Genomic DNA, 17,734 nt, shown 5'->3' with positions numbered 1-17,734 from the left:
TCCTTCGGGGGCGTTTTTTGTTGCCCGCGCGTGTGCAAATCCTGCGCCTACCCCGCTATTTGTAACATCGCCCCGCTTTGACAATGTGTATCAAATCTCGCCAAGCCGTTGATTTTCAATAGAAAAATAAGAGTACAGATGCTTACAAATTAAAACGGCATCCGTTTGGGCGATGGACCACACTGTGATCATCGAAGGGCCGAACAACGAACCAATCACGGGCCGCAGGAGAACGAAGATGACTAACAACATCCAACCGAACCAAGGTCAACAATACGGTGGCACCTCGCCGGGTCAGGTGCCGTCGTCGTCACGACGCATGCATCCGCTGATGACCACGGCGGCTGTGGCCGTGATCATCGCAAGCCTGACCGCTGTGGCTGCCATCACCGGCGTGCTGCCGACATCAAAGGCTACGCAGGGCAGCACAGATCCGAATGTGGCCGCGCAATCGGCAGCGGCAATGCCGGGCGCTTCGGCCCCGATGGCGCTGGCTGCACCGGGCCAGACGACGCAGCCAAACCAAGCCGCGCCGTATCCGGCACAGAATATGGCACCCGCTCCGGCGCGAGCTCGTGAGCCGTCGTACGCTGAACGCGCGCCCTCGACCAGCCCGAGCTATGCGCAAACACAGCCGCGCCAATCGGCCAGCCCCTATGCCGGCCATGTGACGTCGGTCACCCCGATTACCACGCAAGGTAAGGAAACCGGTCTGGGTATGATCGGTGGCGCTGTGGTGGGCGGCTTGCTGGGTAACCAGATTGGCCGCGGCAATGGCCGTACGCTGGCGACAGTCGGCGGCGCGGTGGCAGGCGGTTACGGCGGCCATGTAGCCGAGAACTACTACAGCCGCGACACCCAATACCGCGTGAACGTGCGCATGGACAACGGTACAAACCGCAGCTTCACGTACAAGGCCGCCCCGGGCTTCCAGGCAGGCGAGCGCGTGCATATCGAGAACGGTACGCTGGTGGCTGGCTAACTCGCCGTCGCCTTCGCACCAAAGAAAAACCGGCCTTCGGGCCGGTTTTTTCATGCGTACGCGCTTTTAGCGCTAGCGCTTATTCCGCTTCGTCGATCCAGGCTTGCTGGATGGCCTCGAGAAACTTCTCGCCGCCACGCTTGTGGTCGTCGTCAAAGCCCTCCAGCGTGACGACCTTGTTGTGCAGATCGACAAAGTTCAGGCGCGTGGGATCGACTTCGGGATACTTGTCGTACAGCGCTTCCGCAATCTGCTGGATGTCGTTCCATTTCATGATGGGCTCCCTCCTCCGCTGGCCGCTTGGCTCAGTGGTTTTCCTTGGCGTGGTTGATCGTGTACTTCGGGATCTCGACGGTCAAGTCCGTATCCGCCACCTTGGCCTGGCACGACAAGCGCGAGTTCGGCTCTAGGCCCCAGGCCTTGTCGAGCAAATCCTCTTCCTTCTCGCTCGCCTCATCCAGCGAATTGAAGCCTTCGCGCACGATCACGTGGCAGGTCGTGCAGGCACACGACTTCTCGCATGCGTGCTCGATCTCGATGTCGGCACCCAGCAGCGCATCGCAGATGGTCGTGCCGGGCTTGGCTTCGATCACGGCCCCTTCCGGGCAGTATTCGACGTGAGGAAGGACGACGATGTGTGGCATGAAGAAACTCGTTCGATAAGTGTGTTTTGGGGGATGCAATCGGCGATCAGCCGAGCTCCTCGATACGTTTGCCGGCGAGCGCCTTGCGAATGCCGCGGTCCATGCGGCGCGCGGCAAATTCGTCGGTGCCGTGCGACAGGGCGTCCACGGCGTCCTTGATGGCGCGGTGGTCATCGCCCCGCATGGTGGTGCGCAGCGCGGCAATTTCGCTGTCGATGGCGGCGCGCTCTTCGGGCGACAGCAGATCGCCATCGGCCGCCAGCGCTTGCGACAGCGCCTCAAGCAAGCGCTCACCTTCAACGCGCTCTTCCGCCAGCGCACGACGGCGCATGTCATCTTCGGCGGATTGGAAACCTTCCTGCAGCATGCGGGCGACATCGTCATCGGCCAGACCGTACGACGGCTTCACGGCAATCGACGCTTCCACGCCCGACACCGTTTCGCGTGCCGCCACTGACAGCAAGCCATCGGCATCCACCTGATACGTCACGCGAATGCGCGCGGCGCCGGCCACCATCGGAGGGATGCCGCGCAACTCGAAACGCGCCAGCGAACGGCAATCGCTCGCCAGTTCGCGCTCGCCCTGCAGCACGTGGATCGCCATAGCCGTCTGGCCGTCTTTGAACGTGGTGAACTCCTGCGCACGCGCGACGGGAATCGTGCTGTTGCGCGGGATGATCTTCTCGACCAGGCCGCCCATCGTCTCGACGCCCAGCGACAGCGGGATCACGTCGAGCAGCAGCCAGTCTTCACCCGGCGCACGGTTACCGGCCAGCAGGTTGGCCTGCATGGCTGCACCGATAGCGACCACTTGGTCCGGATCGAGGTTCGTGAGCGGCGTCTGGCCAAACAGCTGGCCAACAGCACGGCGGATGATCGGCATGCGCGTCGCGCCACCGACCAGCACCACGCCCTTTACCTCTTCGACCGTCACGCCCGCATCGCGCAGCGCGCGGCGCACAGGCGACAGCGTCTTCTGCACGAGGTTGGCGGTCAGTTCGGCAAAGACCTCTGCAGTCAGCACGAGGTGCACGGTCTCGCCGGTGGAGAGCATCGCGTCAATCTCGGTGCTGTCGGCGGTGGAGAGCCACTCCTTGGCGGCGCGTGCCTTGTTCAGCAGCAGGCGCGTGTCTTCGGCAGAGAGCGGTTGCAGACCGGCTTGCTCGACGATCCAGCAGACGATGCGCTGGTCGAAATCGTCACCACCGAGCGCGGAGTCACCGCCCGTCGACATCACCTCGAACACGCCCTTGGTGAGCTTGAGCACCGAGATGTCGAACGTACCGCCACCCAGGTCATACACCGCGTAAATGCCTTCAGCGGCATTGTCCAGGCCATAGGCGATGGCGGCGGCGGTCGGTTCGTTCAGCAGGCGCAGCACGTTCAGGCCGGCCAGTTTGGCTGCGTCCTTGGTGGCTTGGCGCTGCGCATCGTCAAAGTACGCAGGCACGGTGATGACGGCGCCGACGAGCTCATCGCCGAGCGTGTCTTCGGCGCGCTGGCGCAGCGTGGCGAGAATCTCCGCCGACACTTCCACCGGGCTCTTCACGCCGGCCACGGTCTTCAATTGCACCATGCCGGGCGCGTCGACAAAGTCGTACGGCGTGTTCTCGATGTGGGCGACATCCTTCAGGCCTCGCCCCATAAAGCGCTTGACCGAGATGATGGTGTTCTTCGGGTCACGCACGGCTTCGGCCTGGGCCTTATAGCCAATATGCGCGCCACCCGTGGTCAGATAGCGCACCACGGAGGGCAGCAGCGGGCGGCCCTGATCATCGGGCAGCACTTCCGGCACGCTGCTGCGCACGGAGGCCACCAGCGAGTTGGTCGTGCCCAGGTCGATGCCCACCGCCAGACGGCGCTGGTGCGGTGCGGGCGATTCGCCAGGTTCGGAAATCTGCAGTAAAGCCATGGGGATGTCTCGATTGCGCGGATGGGCTGCCTGCCGAGGCAAACCCAACATTGTCGCAAATTCTGGGTTCTAGTCTTCCAGCCGGTCGATGGCCTCGGCGGTATCGCGTTCGATCTTTTCGATGAACATCAATTGGCGCACGGCATCCGCTGCGGCTGCGGTGTTGCCCTCGCCATTGAGCAGGCCGGACAGCGCCTGATAGCGGGTACGTTTTTCCTTGCGCAGCATGCCAAGCAAACCGTCCAAGGCATCGACGTTGCGCTCCGCCTTGGCATCGCCCAGGGCTTCGCGCCATTCCATTTGCTGCATCAGAAACGCAGCCGGCATGGCGGTATTGTTCTCGGCTTGCACATCGATACCACGCAGGTGCAACAGATACGTCGCCCGTTTGAGCGGGTCACGCAGCGTCTGATACGCCTCGTTAGCGCGCGTGGCCCATTGCATGGCGACGCGGCGTTCGGCGTCGCCTGCGTGGGCATAGCGATCCGGATGCGCCTGCGACTGCACGGTACGATACGCGGCGTTCAGCGCGTCGTCGTCGACCTCGAAGTGCTCGGGCAAACCGAAGAGGGAAAAATGCGTCGTGTTCGCTGACAAGCCGGAATTCATGAATAAAAAAAGCGGCTGCGCCGCCTCGTGTCCCTTATTCGACCGGCTCACCCCGATCGCACTTCAGGCATTCCACAATCACGCCGATCTTGCTGGCGCGCCCGGCTTCGGTTTCAGTCCAGGGCCGCAACTGCCAGGGCGGATCGTGGCGCATGTGCTGCCCATGTCCGCAAGCGAGACGGGCGACCCAGTGGCCCTCCTCGTCCCGCTCGAAACCGACAATCGCCTGCTTCAATGCGCCCCGCTCACACGCGGAACGACTCGCCGCAGCCGCACTCGTCCTTCACGTTCGGGTTGTTGAAGCGGAACCCTTCGTTCAGGCCTTCGCGTGCATAGTCCAGCTCGGTGCCGTCGATGTAAGGCAAGCTCTTCGGATCGACGATCACCTTGACGCCGTTGGATTCGAAGACCTGGTCTTCGGCGGCGATGTCATCCGCGTACTCGAGCTTGTATGCCAGGCCCGAACAGCCCGTGGTCTTCACGCCCACGCGCAGGCCCACGCCCTTGCCACGGCGGGTCAGGTAGCGGGAAACGTGCTGCGCGGCCTTGTCGGTCAGGGTGATCATGCTGCGTCCTTTCTGTCCAATCCGGCTCAAGCAGCCTTCTGCTCGGTCGAGCCGTGCTTTTCCTTGTAGTCGGCCACGGCTGCCTTGATAGCGTCTTCGGCCAGGATCGAGCAGTGGATCTTCACCGGCGGCAAGGCCAGCTCTTCAGCGATGGCCGTGTTGCGGATTTCCAGCGCTTGATCCAGCGTCTTGCCCTTCACCCACTCCGTCACCAGCGACGAAGAAGCAATGGCAGAACCGCAGCCGTAGGTCTTGAACTTGGCGTCTTCAATCACGCCCTGCTCGTTGACCTTGATCTGCAGCTTCATCACGTCGCCGCAAGCCGGCGCGCCGACCATGCCGGTACCGACCGTGTCGTCGCCCTTCTCGAACGAACCGACGTTACGCGGGTTTTCGTAATGGTCCAGAACTTGGTTGCTGTAAGACATTTCACACCTCTTTCAATCGTTGGCTGGCGCGGGGGCGCCGTTGTTCTCAAACGCCGCGCTTAGTGCGCCGCCCATTGAATGCTGTTCAGATCCACGCCGTCCTTGTACATCTCCCACAGCGGAGACAGGTCGCGCAGCTTGCCGATCTTGTTCTTGAGCAGTTCGACCACGTAATCGACCTCTTCTTCGGTGGTGAAGCGGCCGACCGTGAAACGGATCGAACTGTGAGCCAGTTCGTCGTTGCGGCCCAGCGCACGCAGCACGTACGAAGGTTCCAACGATGCCGAAGTACAGGCCGAGCCCGACGACACGGCAACGTCCTTGATGGCCATGATCAGCGACTCGCCTTCGACGAAGTTGAAGCTGATGTTGAGGTTGTGCGGCACACGGGCTTCCATGTCGCCGTTCACATACACCTCTTCCATCGTGTTGAGGCCGCGATACAGGCGATCACGAAGCATGCGGATGCGCTCGTTCTCGGTCGCCATTTCTTCCTTGGCAATGCGGAAGGCCTCGCCCATGCCCACAATCTGATGCGTAGCCAGCGTGCCCGAACGCATGCCGCGCTCGTGGCCACCGCCGTGCATCTGTGCTTCGATGCGGATACGTGGCTTGCGGCGCACGTACAGCGCACCGATGCCCTTCGGCCCATACGTCTTGTGGGCCGAGAACGACATCAAGTCGACCTTCAGCTTCTGCAGGTCGATGCCCACCTTGCCCGTGGCCTGCGCGGCATCCACGTGGAAGATCACGCCCTTTTCGCGGCAGATCTCACCCAACTGCTCGATGTCCTGAACCACGCCGATTTCGTTGTTCACCATCATCACCGACGCAAGAATGGTGTCGGGGCGGATGGCTTGCTTGAAGACTTCGATATCGATCAGGCCGTTGTCCTTCACGTCCAGATACGTCACTTCGAAGCCCTGGCGTTCCAGCTCACGTGTCGTGTCCAGCACAGCCTTGTGCTCGGTCTTGACGGTGATGATGTGCTTGCCCTTGCTGCTGTAGAAGTTGGCAGCGCCCTTGATGGCAAGGTTGTCGGACTCGGTAGCACCAGACGTCCAGACGATTTCGCGCGGGTCAGCATTCACCAGTGCTGCAACCTGCTCGCGCGCGGTCTCGACGGCCTTCTCGGCTTCCCAGCCAAACGGGTGGCTGCGCGAAGCAGGATTGCCGAAGCTCTCGCGCAGGTACGGGATCATCTTGTCGACCACGCGCGGATCCACCGGCGTCGTCGCGGAATAGTCCATGTAGATGGGAAGTTGCGGGGTGCTCATATCTTGTCTGCCTTGTGTGGGGGGCGATGTTCTTGTGTGGGGCTGGCGTCGTGGCCAGCCTCACGCTGACGCAATCACGACTGCGCCAGGCTGAAAACGGAGTTGACCAGCGGTGCTCGCTTGACCGGCTCGGCGGCCACCGACGTGGCGGCGGGCGTGTCGACCGCGCGTGCGCGTGTCGGCGCACGTTCGCGGCGGGCCGGACGCGCTTCACGCATGTCCTGAATCACTTCGGGCTGACGTTCGCGTTGCTGATCGACCAGGTTCTGCAGCGACACCGAATCGAGATACTCGACCATTTTCTGATTGAGCGTGGCCCACAGGTCGTGCGTCATACAGCGGCCCGTGTGACCGCCGACATGCTCCTCGCCGCCGCAGTTGCCCTTTCCGCCGCACTGGGTGGCGTCCAGCGGCTCGTCCACGGCGATGATGATGTCGGCAACGGTAACGTCGCCGGCACGCCGCGCGAGGCTGTAGCCGCCGCCCGGCCCGCGCACACTTTCCACGATTTCGTGGCGGCGCAGTTTGCCGAACAGCTGCTCCAGATACGACAGCGAAATCTTCTGACGCTGGCTGATGCCAGCCAGCGTGACCGGACCCTGCTCTTGGCGCAGCGCCAAGTCAATCATGGCGGTGACCGCGAAGCGGCCTTTGGTGGTCAATCTCATGGCGTCGGGGAAATACCTGATCGTTTTGCTCAAGTATAAAGGAACCCGACAAAATCGGTCAACTAAGGCGTCGGGGGATTCCGCGTTGCAGCAAGGGGATTTGCAGAGCCCGAAAAACGGGGTGGCCACGCGGCAGGCCGTATTGTGGACTAAAACAATCAACCACGTTCGATAGGGCTATCACGCCGCTCTCGCAACGCAACTGGCGCGCCGAGCGCGCAGGCGGCGTCACTACGGGTTTTTCCTTATGCGGTGGAAAGCGCAATTTCATTGACTTCTGTTACGCGGTAGCCGAGACTGTCAGATACGCAAACGTTTGCGAAGAGCGAGGCGCAATTGCCCTTAGGAATGCCTTACGGCATGAAGCAGCAACGACGCCCGCATCCACCCGCCCCAGATAGGCCTCTTCCTGGAGGAGACACCATGGATATCCGCCGTCGCCGCGCCCTGAAAATTGGCGCGGGCTCTGCCGTAGCTGCCGCTCTGCCGTTCCCGTTTTCGCTGGCGTACGCCGCCAACCAGCCACCCAAAGTGGCGCTGGTAATGAAGTCGCTCGCCAACGAGTTCTTCCTGACCATGGAGAACGGCGCCCGCAAGCATCAGAAAGATCACGCGTCGGAGTACTCGCTGCTGACTAACGGCATTCGCGACGAAACCGATACCGCCGGCCAGATCCGCCTAGTCGAGCAGATGATCGTCGCGCGTGTGGATGCGCTGGTGCTGGCGCCGGCCGACTCCAAGGCATTGGTGCCAGTAGTCAAAAAGGCCGTGGACGCGGGCATTCTCGTCATCAACATCGACAACCGGCTGGACCCGGCGGCGCTCAAGGAGAAAGGGCTCAACGTGCCCTTCGTGGGGCCGGACAACCGCAAGGGGGCAAGACTCGTTGGCGACTTCGTTGCCAAGTCCCTCAAGCCGGGCGATGCCGTGGGCATTATTGAAGGCATTCCGACCACCACGAACGCCCAGCAGCGCACCGCCGGCTTCAAGGACGCTGCCGAAGCCGCCAAGCTGAAGATCGCCGGGGTGCAATCGGGCGAATGGGAAATCGACAAGGGCAACAAGGTGGCGGCCGCCATGCTGCGCTCGGAGCCTGACCTGAAGGCGCTGCTGTGCGGCAACGACAACATGGCCATCGGCGCCGTCTCGGCGGTGCGCGCGGCGGGCAAGCTGGGCAAAGTGCTGATTGGTGGCTATGACAACATCGAAGCCATCAAGGCCATGCTGGCGGATGGGCGTGTCGTTGCCACTGCTGATCAGCACGCCGATCAGCAAGCCGTCTACGGCATCGAGACCGCCCTGAAAGCGCTGGCCGCCAAGACGCCGCAGGCGAAGCTGTCGGGTGTCGTCGAGACGCCAGTCAACCTCGTCACCCGCACGTAACGCGCCAGACAGGCAAGCCGCCGCCAGCCATGTCTGCCGCTCACGAACCGCGCCCGCCGCTGCTGCGCGTCTCCGCCGTCAGCAAGCACTACGCCGCCCCCGTGCTGCGAGATATCGATCTCGACGTGCACGCGGGCGAGGTGCTTGCGCTCACGGGGGAGAACGGCGCCGGCAAGAGCACGCTTTCCAAGATCCTCTGCGGGCTGGAGACAGCGACCTCGGGTTCCATGACGCTTGGCGGCACACTGTACGCACCCGATTCGCGTAGCGCTGCCGAAGCGCTGGGCGTGCGCATGGTGCTGCAGGAGCTGAGCATGGTGCCCACGCTGACGGTGGCCGAGAACCTGTTCCTCGGCGAACTGCCGCGGCGGCTGGGTTTTGTGGACCGTTCTGCGCTGCGCCATCGAGCCGAACAGGCGCTTGCACGCGTGGGTCTGGACCTCGATCCCTGGACGCCCGTACACAAGCTCGGCATCGGCCACCGGCAGATGATCGAAATTGCCCGCGCGCTGGCCAGCGCATGCCGGGTGCTCATCCTCGACGAGCCGACGGCGATGCTGAGCGCGCACGAAAGCGCCACGCTGTTCGAGCGTATCGACGCGCTGCGCCGCGAGGGCGTGGCCATCCTCTATATTTCCCACCGCCTGGACGAACTGGCGCGCATTGCCGATCGAATCGTTGTTCTACGTGACGGCAAGCTGGTCACCGACGCACCGGCTGTCACAGTCACGCAGGACGCGCTGATCCAGGCGATGGTCGGTCGCGACGTGGCCGCTTCATCTGAAACGCAACGGGCCGCGCGCGAGCCGTGGCTCGGTGACGGCTCTCCGGCGTTGCGGGTGACCGGCCTCACGCGTGCGCCGGCCGTGCGCGATGTGAGCTTCGAGGTGGCGCCAGGAGAGATCTTCGGCATCGCCGGCCTGGTCGGCGCGGGCCGCACAGAGTTGCTGCGGCTGATCTTCGGGGCGGACCGCGCGGATGCGGGCACCGTCGAAGTCGGCTCGCCGCTGGCGCCTGTGCGCATCCGTTCGCCCGGCGACGCGGTGCGTCACGGCATCAGCTTGCTCACCGAAGACCGCAAGGACGAAGGCCTGATGTTGAGCCTGCCCATCGCGACCAACATCGCGCTGGGCAACATGCCAAGCGTCACGAAGCGAGGCTGGCTGCAACCGGCGCGCGAGCGTGCGCTGGCGCAGCGGCACATCGGCGCATTGCGCGTCCGTTGCGCTGGGCCTGAGCAACCGGTGGGTGAACTCTCGGGCGGCAATCAGCAGAAGGTAGCGATTGCGCGCTGGCTGGAGCGCGACACGCCCGTGCTGCTATTCGATGAGCCGACGCGAGGCGTGGACGTCGGCGCCAAGTTCGACATCTATACGCTGCTCGACGCGCTGGCCGCGCGAGGCAAGGCGCTGGTCGTGGTCTCGAGCGATCTGCGCGAACTCATGCAACTGTGTGATCGCATTGGCGTCATGCGCGCCGGGCGGCTCACGCACATCTTCCGACGCGACGGCTGGAGCCAGGATGCCCTGCTCTCCGCCGCTTTCGGTGAATCGGGGGAATCCGACTCACGTGCACCTCAATCGCCCTCGGAGACCGCAGATGCGCTCTGATTCCACCTTGCCCCCGACGACGTCCGCCGCGACCGCCAGCCCGCGCGCAGCACTGGGCATGTCGCTCGGCACGATCGGCGGGTTGCTCGCTGCGCTGGTCGCCATGCTGGTGCTGTTCAGCACGCTGTCGCCGACGTTCTTCTCGCTGCCCACGTTCACCACCATCGCCAACGAGATTCCCGACCTGCTGGTGATGGCCGTGGGGATGACGTTCATCCTGATGATCGGCGGCATTGATTTGTCGGTGGGCTCAGTGCTGGCGCTGGCGGCTTCGGTGCTGTCTGTTGCCATGACCCAGTTGGGCTGGGGCTTGTTGCCGGCGGCGTTGGCAGGCGTGGTGCTGGCAACGGCGGCGGGCATGCTGACCGGCGCGGTCACGGTGCACTGGGGTATCCCGTCGTTCATCGTGTCACTGGGCGTGTTGGAAATGGCGCGCGGCCTCGCCTACAGCCTCACCGATTCGCGCACCGTGTACATCGGCAGCGCGGTCGACTGGCTGGCCAACCCCATCGCGCTGGGCATTGCGCCGTCTTTCCTGATTGCGATTGTCATCACGATCGTCGGCCAGATCGTGCTGGTGCGCACGGTGTTCGGCCGCTACCTCGTGGCTATCGGCACCAATGAAGAAGCCGTACGGCTGGCGGGCGTGAATCCGCGCCCCTACAAGATTGCGGTGTTCGCGCTGATGGGGCTGCTCTCGGGCCTGGCCGCGCTATTCCAGGTCTCGCGCCTGGAAGCGGCTGATCCGAACGCCGGGGTGGGCATGGAGCTGCAGGTGATCGCGGCCGTGGTGATCGGCGGCACGAGCCTGATGGGTGGGCGCGGCTCGGTCGTGCGCACCCTGTTCGGCGTGCTGATCATCTCGGTGCTCGAATCGGGCCTTGCACAGATCGGCGCATCGGAGCCCACCAAACGAATCATCACGGGCGCGGTCATCGTCGCGGCCGTGGTCATGGATACCTATCGCAGCAAGCGCAACCGCAGCAAGCAACATTAAGAGACAGAGGAGATCGTCATGGCAACCATCAAGGACGTGGCCGCATTGGCCGGAGTTTCGTTCACCACCGTCTCGCACGTCATCAACAACACAAGACCGGTCAACGCCGAGACACGCAAGCGCGTGGAAGAAGCCATCCGCGCCACGCGCTATGTGCCCAGCGCCGTGGCGCGCTCGCTCAAACACCGCACCACGCGCACCATTGGCGTGCTCGTGCCCACCGCCACCAACCCGTACTTTGCAGAGTTGGCGCGGGGCATTGAAGACGTGTGCGCTGCCGCCGGCTACAGCGTCATCCTCTGCAACTCCGACGACGACCCCCGCAAGCAGCGCGACTACCTGCGTGTGCTGATGGAAAAACGCGTCGACGGCATCATCGTCAGCAGCGCCGGGCCGGACACGGCATTGGTTGAAGCGCTTGGTGAATCCGCCCTGCCCATCGTGATGGTCGACCGCCCGACCGAAGGCATCCAGGCCGATCAGGTGCAGGTCGATCACGAAGAAGGCGCGTACATGGCGACCAAGCATCTGCTGGACCTCGGCCACCGCCGCATCGCCTGCATCAGCGGGCCGTCGGCACTGAGCGTGACGGCAGAGCGCCTGGCCGGTTTCCACCGTGCGCTGCGCGAAGCCAGCGTGCCGGAAGCCTCCGCCCGCATTGCCGAAGGCGATTTCACCAGCCCCGGCGGCTACCGCGCCGCGCGCCAGTTGCTGACCGAAGGCGAGATGCCCACGGCCATCTTTGCCGGCAATGACCTGATGGGCATTGGTGCGCTGCGTGCTGCGGCGGAACTGGGCATTCCCGTGCCGAAGGCGCTGTCCGTGATGGGCTTTGACGACATCGAACTGAGCCGCTACGTCTATCCGGCGCTGTCCACCGTTGGCCAATCGATCCGCCAGTTGGGCGAGACCACCGCGCAGACGCTGCTCGAACACCTCGGCGACAACGCCTTGCGCCATCCCGTGGAAGAGCGGCGTGCGCGCCGCATCGTGCTGCCACCGCGCCTGTCTTTGCGCGAGTCGACCGCCGAACCCGAGCGCCCCGCCCGCGCCGCCTGATCCCGCATTCCTTTCACGCTTTCAACGTAGTTTTGCCATGGTGGCCAAGCGCCCTTCCGCCTCTTCTGCCCACCCCGCTGCCGACGTGCTGATCGTCGGCAGCCTGAATATGGATCTCGTGATCCGCACGCCGCGCTTGCCGCGTCCCGGGCAAACGGTTGCTGCGCCTGCGCTGGAAACCATCCCGGGCGGCAAGGGTGCCAACCAGGCCGTGGCGGCTGCGCGCCTGGGGGCCCGTGTCGCCATGCTCGGCTGCGTGGGTGACGACGCATACGGCACCGCACTGCGCGACGGCCTGCGTCGCGAGGGCGTGGACACGTCGATGGTGTCGGTGCACGCCGGGGCGGCCACCGGCATCGCCTGCGTGACCGTGGCCAACAGCGGCCAGAACACCATCGTCATCGTGGCCGGCGCCAACGAATTGCTGACACCAGCCATGATCGAAGCGCAGCGGGCTGCGTTCGAACGCGCACGCGTGATCGTCTGTCAGCTGGAGTCTCCGCCGGATGCTGTGGAATGCGCGCTCAAGCTGGGCCAGCGGCTTGGCAAAACGGTCATCCTGAACCCGGCGCCTGCCATCGGCCCACTGCCTACCCCATGGATTGCGGCCTGCGATTACCTGATCCCGAACGAAACCGAAGCCGCGCTGCTGACAACCCGGCCTGTTGATTCGCCCGAAGCCGCACTGGATGCCGCCGCTGATCTGCATGCGCAGGGTGCGCGGCACGTGATTGTCACGCTGGGCGCGCGCGGCGTGGCCTACGTAGATGCGCAATCTCGCCTGCTGATGCCGGCACCCATCGCGCAAGCCATCGACACCACCGCTGCCGGCGATACGTTTGTCGGCGCGCTGGCTGCGGCGCTGGCGGAAGGCGTGGCGCCCGATACGGCCATCGCATTTGGGCAAGCCGCGGCGGCAGTGTCAGTCACGCGGCTCGGCGCGCAGCCATCCATTCCGTTCCGTAGCGAGTTGGGCGCGCCTGCCGCGCCCGCAACCCACTAGACCTAGACCGGCGTGCTGGTGCTGGGCGGCGTGCTCACAGTCGGGGCACGCGGCACCAGCAGGCACAGCGGGTCCCGCAAGATTCGGCGCCACACGGCACCCGTCACGCGTTTGCGATCGACTCCGCGCAGGTTGCGTGAGCGCATCGCCATATTGAAGGCCAGCGCGAACGACACTAGGACGTTCAGCACACCCATCAGCGCAATGCCGGCCACGGCCAGCCAGAACGGCGCCGTATGCACCACGCTGGGGCCCAGCACGCCCACGGCGGTTGCCACCGCACCAGTCGACAGCGTGACGTGACGCACTTCCATATGCGGGCCGAAAAACGACAGGATCTCGGGCCCCAGCCCGAGCATGAAGCCCAGCGATACGTTGGCGACAATGCCCGACAGATTGCGCTTCCAGAAGCTGGCGATGCGCTGTGCGCCCTGCGTGCCGACCATGAACCGCAAGCGCCGGTGGTAGGCAATCACGTCATGCACACGGTGCAGCGCAAACCAGTTGTCGGCCCACCCCGCCGCCAGGCTTGAGGCCCACAGCAGCACGCCCGTGAAGATCGCGTACAGCGGCGTCGGCCCAAGGATCGAAAACGAATCGATGGTCGCCATCGCCTTCGCTGCCGAAACCAGATCCGTATGGAAGAAACGCCCCGCCAGCCACTGCACCAGGAAAGCCACCGGCGCCACGGCCACCAGGTTGCCTGCAATCGCCGCCGCGTTGGAGCGGATCATGGCGACCGTGTCGTCGACAAAGCGGTCCAGCCCTTCCTGGCGGCCCACCTGATCGAGCCGGTGCGCCAGTGCGGGCGCGGTCATGGCGGGCTGTTTGGTGGCCAGCGTGAAATGCGCGAAATGGATGCCGAGAAAGCTGACCGCATAGTTGATCGACGCGAACAACCCTTCGGTAAAGCGCGACAAATGCGCCCCGGTGATGAAGAACTTGATGTACACCGTGGCCGCCGTAATGACGCCGCCGCCGGCTGCAGCCTTGACCATCGCGCCGTATTCCTTGCCGTCGCGGGTGATGTAGTGCTCGCCGCTTTCCGCAGAGCGCTCGACCACCTTGCGCGCCAGATCAGCAAACGTGGAGCGGATCAGATACCCCACGCTGCGGCGATGCTGGCTGGCCGACACCAGTTCGGCCGTCATATGCACGAAGCGGCGCGAGCCCTGCGTATCCGCCCACGCCGTGAGCAGCAAATCGATGCGGCCCAGCCACGCCTTCATGCGTTCGACCTGGAACACGACTTCCACCGAGACACCGTTCTCGTCCAAATGCTGATACACGCTGGCCGCAGCTGAGCGGCAGCGGTCCAGCACTGCGCGGAAGTAGTTGAGTTCCTGCAGGAACTGCTCCGGGCTCGCCAGCTCCGTGTCGGGCCGTTCAAGAAAGATCGCGTTGGCCGCATCAGCCAGCAGATAGAACGGAGAATCGGTGAGTTCCGCATGGTCCATGCGGCTGCGGATACCGCGCGACAAACCCGCCGCACGGACCTGACTGATCAGGATCTGGATGCCGATGCCAAGACTGCGCTCCAGTCGCGTCTGGCCGGCTGCGTGATCGGCATCCGTCATCCCCGCACGGAACAGCGCATAAAGGCGCGTGACCAGTTCATCGTCCAGGCCATCCACCCACTGGGCATCGGTCGGCCCCACAAACAGCAGTGCAAACAACGTTGCCAGTTGCGGCTGATTGGGTGCGGGCGGCAGCAAGCGCGCCTGCCAGCGGTCGATCAACTCGCTCCAGAAACCCGAGCGTGACGAAAGCCCCGTATCGCACAGCAGCGACACCGGATCGTTGTCCTGCACGATGCTGCGCAATGTCTGCCCGACGCGTTCAGCCAAGGCCGGATTGTTCTCCAGCACCTGCAGCAGATAGCGCAGACGCGCATAGCGCCAAGACCCCGATTCAGCGCCAACAGGTCGCTCTGCCCGGCGCAGCCAATAGCCCAGCTCGATCAGCCATTCGTTGCGTTCGGCCAGACTGCGCGTGGGTTCGAACTGGGCGAGGATGGCATCGAGTTGATGGCTGGCGTGCCGGGAAGCGCGCCACTTGCGCCACGGGTTAAGCAAAAAATTGAACATCGAACTCCCTTGATGGCGGACGCGTGCAGTCGAGCGCTGCAGCACGTGCCAGTTCCCCGGTCAGGCGACGCACGGCGCCTGAATTTTGCTCTGAAATGGCGTCAAAAATCACGCGCCGCCTGCTTGGAGCAAGGCGGCGGGAATCCGACAACGCACGTGGCCGCGCAGTTCAGGCAGCCGGAACGATATGGTCTTCGCCGCTCGCCCCGAAGAGCTGCGACTTGAGCTTGGCAAGCTGATCGCGCACCGCCGCCGCCTTTTCGAATTCGAGGTTCTTGGCGTGATCGAGCATCTGTTTTTCCAGGCGCTTGATTTCCTTTGACGCCTGCTTCTCGCTCATGTCTTCGTACTTGGCAGCCTCTTGTGCGGCCTTCAGTTCGGCGCGCGCGTCGTCGACGTTGTACACACCGTCGATGATGTCCTTGATCCGCTTGACCACACCGCGCGGCGTGATGCCGTGCGCCTCGTTGTGGGCGATCTGCTTGGCACGGCGGCGCTCGGTTTCGCCGATTGCCTTCTTCATCGAATCGGTCATGCGATCGGCATAAAGGATGGCGGTGCCGTTCACGTTCCGCGCGGCGCGGCCGATCGTCTGGATGAGCGAGCGCTCGGCGCGCAGGAAGCCTTCCTTGTCGGCATCCAGAATCGCCACGAGTGACACTTCGGGAATATCCAACCCCTCGCGCAGCAGGTTGATACCGACCAGCACATCGAACGTGCCCAGGCGCAGGTCGCGGATGATCTCCACACGTTCCACGGTATCGATGTCCGAATGCAGGTAGCGGACTTTGACGCCGTTCTCCGACAGGAACTCGGTCAGTTGCTCCGCCATGCGCTTGGTGAGCGTGGTCACCAGCACACGCTCGCCAGCCTCGACGCGCACATGGATCTCGGACAGCAGATCGTCGACCTGCGTCGTGGCCGGGCGCACCTCGATGATCGGGTCGACAAGGCCTGTGGGGCGCACGACCTGCTCGACGACTTCCGTGCCCGCCGTCTTCTTTTCGTAATCCCCGGGCGTGGCAGACACGAACGTCACCTGCCGCATCTTGGTCTCGAATTCGGCGAACTTGAGCGGCCGGTTGTCGAGCGCGGAAGGCAGGCGGAACCCGTATTCAGCCAGCGTTTCCTTGCGCGCGCGGTCACCGTTGTACATGCCGTTGAGCTGACCGATCAGCACGTGCGATTCATCGAGGAACATCAGCGCTTCCGGCGGCAGGTAGTCGACCAGCGTCGGCGGCGGCTCGCCCGGCGCAGAGCCGGACAGATGTCGCGAATAGTTCTCGATGCCCTTGCAGAAGCCCAGCTCCTGCAGCATCTCCAGATCGAAGCGCGTGCGCTGTTCCAGCCGCTGCGCTTCCACCAGCTTATTTTCCTTGTAGAAGAAATCGAGCCGTTCGCGCAGCTCGGCCTTGATGGTCTCGATGGCGCGCAGCACGGTCTCGCGCGGCGTCACGTAGTGGCTCGACGGGTACACCGTAAAGCGCGGAATCTTCTGCCGCACACGGCCCGTCAGCGGATCGAACAGTTGCAGCGATTCGACTTCATCGTCGAACAGCTCCAGACGCACGGCCATCTCTGCATGCTCGGCCGGAAAAATGTCGACCGTATCGCCACGCACGCGGAACGTGCCCCGCTGGAAATCCGTCTCGTTGCGCGTGTACTGCATGGCGATCAGGCGTGCGATCACGTCACGCTGGCTGACCTTGTCGCCCGCGCGCAGCGTCAGGATCATCTGGTGGTATTCGCTCGGGTTGCCGATACCGTAAATGGCCGAGACGGTGGCCACGATCACCACATCGCGGCGCTCCAGCAGGCTCTTGGTGGCGGAGAGCCGCATCTGCTCGATGTGCTCGTTGATCGACGAGTCCTTCTCGATGAAGAGATCACGCTGCGGCACATAGGCCTCAGGCTGGTAGTAGTCGTAGTACGAGACGAAGTACTCCACCGCATTGCGCGGGAAAAACTCGCGAAACTCCGAATACAGCTGTGCCGCCAGCGTCTTGTTCGGCGCAAACACGATGGCCGGCCGCCCCACCTGCGCGATCACATTGGCCATGGTGAAGGTCTTGCCCGAGCCCGTCACGCCCAGCAGGGTCTGGTACGACAGGCCGTCGCCAATGTTCTCCACGAGCTGGCGAATCGCCTCCGGCTGGTCGCCGGCCGGCGGATACGGCTGGTACAACTGGAACGGCGAGCCCTCGAAAGTCACGAACTTCGACTCATCGTGCGGGCTGGGGACTTGGCTCAGATCGGTCATGGCGGCGGGTAGGATGGCAGCGCGGGAAGTCGACAAAGTGACTCGCACGCCCTCGGAAAGTGAGGGTGGCAGCGGCAATTGCAACCAATCGTCTAGTGTAGCGTGCGGCCCGGGCAATCGTTTGGACAGCCGGGGCGGCAAATCTGTACTGGCCGTTCAAACGCTTTAGGCGCCTGTTCTGCAAGGATTTTTCGGGCGATTAGAGCCTGTATTCGGTACAATCCATCTTCGTGCGCGCCTCGTTGTACA

The 17,734-nt window shown here is 63.8% G+C and carries 17 protein-coding genes; 6 read left to right on the top strand and 11 right to left on the bottom strand.

What is annotated here, in order from left to right:
- Positions 1-238: 238 nt before the first annotated feature.
- Positions 239-982 carry a glycine zipper 2TM domain-containing protein gene (locus ACCD03_RS04430; protein ID WP_045204416.1) on the top strand — a complete coding sequence of 248 codons (744 nt, stop codon included), beginning with the start codon at positions 239-241 and terminating at the stop codon, positions 980-982.
- Between the two features lie 79 nt (positions 983-1,061).
- On the opposite strand, the gene iscX is transcribed toward ACCD03_RS04430, so the two are convergent.
- The 9 genes from iscX to iscR all read right to left on the bottom strand — a co-directional run bounded on the left by iscX (position 1,062) and on the right by iscR (position 7,086).
- Positions 1,062-1,256 carry a Fe-S cluster assembly protein IscX gene (iscX, locus tag ACCD03_RS04425; protein WP_045204417.1) on the bottom strand — a complete coding sequence of 65 codons (195 nt, stop codon included), beginning with the start codon at positions 1,254-1,256 and terminating at the stop codon, positions 1,062-1,064.
- A gap of 31 nt (positions 1,257-1,287) precedes the next feature.
- Positions 1,288-1,626, bottom strand: a complete 339-nt coding sequence (gene fdx / locus ACCD03_RS04420) for an ISC system 2Fe-2S type ferredoxin (RefSeq protein ID WP_045204418.1) — start codon at positions 1,624-1,626, stop codon at positions 1,288-1,290.
- 46 nt (positions 1,627-1,672) lie between these two features.
- Complete coding sequence (gene hscA, locus ACCD03_RS04415) at positions 1,673-3,538, bottom strand: Fe-S protein assembly chaperone HscA (RefSeq protein ID WP_413410969.1); 1,866 nt, start codon at positions 3,536-3,538, stop codon at positions 1,673-1,675.
- A gap of 69 nt (positions 3,539-3,607) precedes the next feature.
- Positions 3,608-4,147, bottom strand: a complete 540-nt coding sequence (gene hscB, locus ACCD03_RS04410) for a Fe-S protein assembly co-chaperone HscB (protein ID WP_045204420.1) — start codon at positions 4,145-4,147, stop codon at positions 3,608-3,610.
- 34 nt (positions 4,148-4,181) lie between these two features.
- Positions 4,182-4,382: a DUF3565 domain-containing protein gene (locus tag ACCD03_RS04405; protein ID WP_024976134.1), complete on the bottom strand. Its 201-nt coding sequence runs from the start codon at positions 4,380-4,382 to the stop codon at positions 4,182-4,184.
- Positions 4,383-4,392: 10 nt separating this feature from the next.
- Entirely contained in the window at positions 4,393-4,713 is a 321-nt protein-coding gene (iscA, locus tag ACCD03_RS04400; RefSeq protein ID WP_045204421.1) for an iron-sulfur cluster assembly protein IscA, read from the bottom strand.
- A gap of 26 nt (positions 4,714-4,739) precedes the next feature.
- Entirely contained in the window at positions 4,740-5,141 is a 402-nt protein-coding gene (gene iscU, locus ACCD03_RS04395) for a Fe-S cluster assembly scaffold IscU (protein ID WP_045204422.1), read from the bottom strand.
- Between the two features lie 59 nt (positions 5,142-5,200).
- The gene (locus ACCD03_RS04390; protein WP_024976136.1) at positions 5,201-6,418 is read right to left on the bottom strand and encodes an IscS subfamily cysteine desulfurase; all 1,218 of its coding nucleotides are present in this window, start codon (positions 6,416-6,418) and stop codon (positions 5,201-5,203) included.
- Between the two features lie 74 nt (positions 6,419-6,492).
- The gene (gene iscR / locus ACCD03_RS04385) at positions 6,493-7,086 is read right to left on the bottom strand and encodes a Fe-S cluster assembly transcriptional regulator IscR (protein WP_232042377.1); all 594 of its coding nucleotides are present in this window, start codon (positions 7,084-7,086) and stop codon (positions 6,493-6,495) included.
- A 423-nt stretch (positions 7,087-7,509) separates the two neighbouring features.
- Here iscR and ACCD03_RS04380 point away from each other — a divergent pair, with 423 nt between their 5' ends.
- Genes ACCD03_RS04380 through rbsK form a run of 5 tightly spaced genes read left to right on the top strand, consistent with a single transcriptional unit; the run spans position 7,510 to position 13,138 of the window.
- Positions 7,510-8,469, top strand: coding sequence for a sugar ABC transporter substrate-binding protein (locus ACCD03_RS04380; protein ID WP_253536723.1), 960 nt, complete (start codon positions 7,510-7,512; stop codon positions 8,467-8,469).
- A gap of 29 nt (positions 8,470-8,498) precedes the next feature.
- On the top strand, positions 8,499-10,079 hold the full coding sequence (locus ACCD03_RS04375; protein WP_325655047.1) for a sugar ABC transporter ATP-binding protein: 1,581 nt from the start codon (positions 8,499-8,501) through the stop codon (positions 10,077-10,079).
- On the top strand, positions 10,069-11,076 hold the full coding sequence (locus ACCD03_RS04370; protein WP_325655049.1) for an ABC transporter permease: 1,008 nt from the start codon (positions 10,069-10,071) through the stop codon (positions 11,074-11,076). The genes ACCD03_RS04375 and ACCD03_RS04370 overlap by 11 nt, the downstream gene beginning before the upstream one ends.
- A gap of 18 nt (positions 11,077-11,094) precedes the next feature.
- Entirely contained in the window at positions 11,095-12,135 is a 1,041-nt protein-coding gene (locus ACCD03_RS04365) for a LacI family DNA-binding transcriptional regulator (protein ID WP_413410968.1), read from the top strand.
- Positions 12,136-12,172: 37 nt separating this feature from the next.
- Complete coding sequence (gene rbsK, locus ACCD03_RS04360; protein WP_325655052.1) at positions 12,173-13,138, top strand: ribokinase; 966 nt, start codon at positions 12,173-12,175, stop codon at positions 13,136-13,138.
- A gap of 2 nt (positions 13,139-13,140) precedes the next feature.
- On the opposite strand, the gene ACCD03_RS04355 is transcribed toward rbsK, so the two are convergent.
- Entirely contained in the window at positions 13,141-15,225 is a 2,085-nt protein-coding gene (locus tag ACCD03_RS04355) for a site-specific recombinase (protein WP_413410967.1), read from the bottom strand.
- A 169-nt stretch (positions 15,226-15,394) separates the two neighbouring features.
- Positions 15,395-17,485 carry an excinuclease ABC subunit UvrB gene (gene uvrB / locus ACCD03_RS04350; protein ID WP_413410965.1) on the bottom strand — a complete coding sequence of 697 codons (2,091 nt, stop codon included), beginning with the start codon at positions 17,483-17,485 and terminating at the stop codon, positions 15,395-15,397.
- Between the last annotated feature and the right edge of the window lie 249 nt (positions 17,486-17,734).

The sequence above is a fragment of the Ralstonia sp. Ralssp135 genome (genome assembly GCF_047304345.1).
Taxonomy (GTDB): Bacteria; Pseudomonadota; Gammaproteobacteria; order Burkholderiales; family Burkholderiaceae; genus Ralstonia; species Ralstonia chuxiongensis.
The sequence above is the reverse complement of the archived record's forward strand: the minus strand, read 5'-3'. Positions and strand labels throughout refer to the sequence as shown.